The organism is Dietzia sp. Cai40 (assembly GCF_014145165.1).
GTDB lineage: Bacteria > Actinomycetota > Actinomycetes > Mycobacteriales > Mycobacteriaceae > Dietzia > Dietzia natronolimnaea.
Window position 1 is genome coordinate 1 of the sequence record NZ_JAALEB010000022.1, and the last position, 2,964, is coordinate 2,964.

The 2,964-nt window shown below is 71.9% G+C and carries 2 protein-coding genes and 2 pseudogenes; 1 reads left to right on the forward strand and 3 read right to left on the reverse strand.

Going from position 1 to position 2,964, the window contains the following annotated elements; translation table 11 throughout:
* Both G6022_RS01215 and G6022_RS01220 read right to left on the reverse strand, forming a co-directional pair.
* Nucleotides 1–549: pseudogene (locus G6022_RS01215) on the reverse strand (lipid-transfer protein); the annotation flags it as partial.
* A gap of 9 nt (nucleotides 550–558) precedes the next feature.
* Nucleotides 559–1,599, reverse strand: coding sequence for an OB-fold domain-containing protein (locus G6022_RS01220; protein WP_347237783.1), 1,041 nt, complete (start codon nucleotides 1,597–1,599; stop codon nucleotides 559–561).
* Nucleotides 1,600–1,688: 89 nt separating this feature from the next.
* Between G6022_RS01220 and G6022_RS01225 the strand changes: the two genes are divergently transcribed.
* Nucleotides 1,689–2,723: an LLM class F420-dependent oxidoreductase gene (locus G6022_RS01225; protein ID WP_182638754.1), complete on the forward strand. Its 1,035-nt coding sequence runs from the start codon at nucleotides 1,689–1,691 to the stop codon at nucleotides 2,721–2,723.
* Nucleotides 2,724–2,775: 52 nt separating this feature from the next.
* Here G6022_RS01225 and G6022_RS01230 read toward each other — a convergent pair.
* Nucleotides 2,776–2,964 (reverse strand): annotated as a pseudogene (locus G6022_RS01230) (hypothetical protein); the annotation flags it as partial.

Below are 2,964 nucleotides of genomic sequence, written 5' to 3' on the forward strand. Positions count from 1 at the left end.
GGCGAGCAGCTCCCGCTCGTCCCTGCCGGTGGCGCGGGCGGCCACCGAGGCCATCTCGCCCTCGGACCACTTGCCCGCGTCGATCCCCGCGCGGGCCTGCAACGCGGCCATGTGGTGGCGGCCGGGCCACAGCGGGGCCACGGTGTACGGGTCGAGCTGCAGCGCCAGCGCCGAGTCGAGGTCGGTGCTCGCCGAGGCCTTGCCGAACCCGTAGACCAACGCGGTGTCGGCCTGGCCTGTGGCGATCTTGAGGTAGGCCTCGAAGAACGCCCAGGCGGCGTCCATCTCCACGTGCGACTCGCAGATGGGAGGGAACGCGCCGATGGTGTCGACGGCGGAGATGAAGGAGAAGGCCCGGCCGGCGAGGTAGTCGGAGGAACCGGAGCACCAGAACTCGATGTCGGTGCGGTCCAGCCCGGTCTGCCGGTAACACTCGGCGAAGACGGGCGCGAGCATCTCGACACCGTTGGTGGTGCCGAAGGTGGACTCTGTGTGTCGGGCGTGGGCGAAACCGACGACGGCCACGTCCCGGGGTGCGGTGGGGGTCACGGGTGTCCTCTACAGGTGATCGGCGTAGGTGTCGGGGTCGGCGTCGGGATCGCCGGTCGGCTCGAAGTGGGTGATGGCCTTCATCGAGGCAGGGCGGTCGGCCTCGGGCGTCCACGCCGCCCGTACCCGCATGCCCATGCGCACCTCCGAGGCCTCGCAGCCCAGCACGAGGTGCTGGATGGGGACGTCGGACCCGTCCAGGAGGATGTACGCGGTGACGTACGGGGGCGTGATCTCCTGACCGGCGAACGGCACGTTGACGATGCCGAACGTGGTGACCGTGCCGACGCCGGAGACCTCCACGTACTCGCCCATGGCCACCCCGTCGGAGGGGCAGTAGTCGCGCGGCGGGACGTAGACCTCGGGTCCGTTGGAGCGACGCCGCCCGAGCACACGGCCCTGCACGATGGCCCGGAGGAACTCGCTCTCGGCGGGACCCGCGGTGTGGGTCACCGAGAGGCCGATCGGGGTGACGACCATGGTGACGGGCTCACCCCCGGAGGGCTGCGGGACCTCGTCGTCGTCGCCCTGATCGGTGCCGCCCGGGTCGTCCCCACCCGCCACGTCCACGGGGACCACGCACGCGATGTCGTGGATGGTCCCGGTCCGCTCGGCGGACCACCGCAGCCGCACGCGCATCCCCGAGCTCACGTCCTCGGGGCCGTCGGCGGCGAGGGGCAGCAGGATGGCGGTGTCGGCGCCGTCGAACCGGACCAGGGCCCAGGCGAACGGCGAGTCGAGCGGGTTGACGTCGGTGGGTTCGGGAACCCAGGTCCAGACGACGACGACGCCGTCGATCCCGGTCCCGGAGCCCACCTCGACGAAGTCCGTCAGGGCCTCGTGCGTGTGGGGGTCGAACTCCACCGGCGGCAGGTGCACGGCGCCGCGGGAGTCGCGGACCCCCACGAGTCGGCGGTCGCGCAGGCCGGTGAAGAACGCGCCCAGGACCGGTCCGGTCGACCGCGTGTAAGCGAAGGACGGGGCGAGCGGGGCCTCGAGCACGGCCTCGTCGGGCGGGGTGATGTCGACAACGATCTCTCTGGATGTCACGCCACAAGTAGAACACGTTCCACTGCGCCGTGTGTGACTTTTCGTGAGCCGGACACCGTCGCGGGGCGGTCTGGGTCACACTGGTCCCCATGAAATTCGCCTTGCAGCTCGGATACTGGGGCGCCCAGCCGCCCACCACCCACGCCGACCTCGTGGTGGCCGCGGACAGGGCGGGGTTCGACACCGTCTTCACCGCCGAGGCCTGGGGTTCGGACGCGTTCACCCCGCTCGCCTGGTACGGCTCGCTCACCGAACGCATCCGCTTGTCCACGGCGGTGGTGCAGCTGTCCGCCCGGACGCCCACGGCCACCGCGATGAGCACCATGACCCTGGACCACCTCTCCGGTGGCCGGTTCTGCCTGGGCCTGGGCGTCTCCGGTCCGCAGGTGGTGGAGGGCTGGTACGGCCAGCCGTTCACCAGGCCGTTGGCCCGGACGCGGGAGTACATCGACATCATCCGCGCGGTGCTCCGCCGCGAGGCCCCCGTGACCTCCGACGGGCCCGCGTACGCCCTGCCGTACCAGGGGCCGGGCGCCTCCGGACTGGGCAAACCGCTCAAGTCGATCCTCCACCCGCTGCGCGAGGACGTGCCCATCTGGCTGGGGGCCGAGGGGCCCAAGAACGTGGCACTCGCCGCCGAGATCGCGGACGGGTGGCTGGGGTTCCTGGCCTCGCCGCGGACCGCGCACGAGTTCAACGCGTGGCTCGACGAGGGCTTCGCCCGACCCGGCGCGCGGCGGACCCGGGAGGACTTCGAGGTGGCGTTCCTGTGCCAGCTTCACATAACGCAGGATCGGCGCGCGGTCCTCGACGCGTACAAGCCGTTCACCGCGCTCTACGCCGGCGGCATGGGCGCGGAGGAGAAGAACTTCCACGCCGAGGCGTTCCGCCGGATGGGCTTCGCCGACGACGTCGACCGCATCACCGAGCTGTTCCGCTCCGGGCGCAAGGAGGAGGCCGCGGCGGCGGTCCCGGACGAGATGGTCGAGGCCACCGCGATCATCGGCGACGAGGACTCGGTGCGGTCGCAGATCGCCGAGTGGGAGGCCGCGGGTGTGACCATGCTCGTGGTGACGGCCCGCTCGGTGGAGGAGATCGAGTCTCTGAGCCGGTTGATGGACTGATCGCCGGCGGGACGGGCCTCGGGAGGGGCGGCCGGGGGGTTCCGCCGGTCGGTCAGCGGGGCGGGTTGACGCGCACCGGCTCGCCGGCGTGGTCCACCACGAGAAAGCCGCTCTGGTGGACGTCGTTGCTCACGTGGACGGTGTAGGTCGGCCGCCCCGCCTCATCCGCCGCGACGCTGAGGAAGGCGCCGGTCTCGCCGGCGATCCCGAGGGTCTCGGGGGCGCCGGCGACCACCGGCGC

Coding starts and splice junctions, on each gene's coding strand:
- G6022_RS01225 (WP_182638754.1), top strand. CDS start 1,689: ATGAAATTCGCCTTGCAGCTCGGATACTGGGGCGCCCAGCCGCCCACC.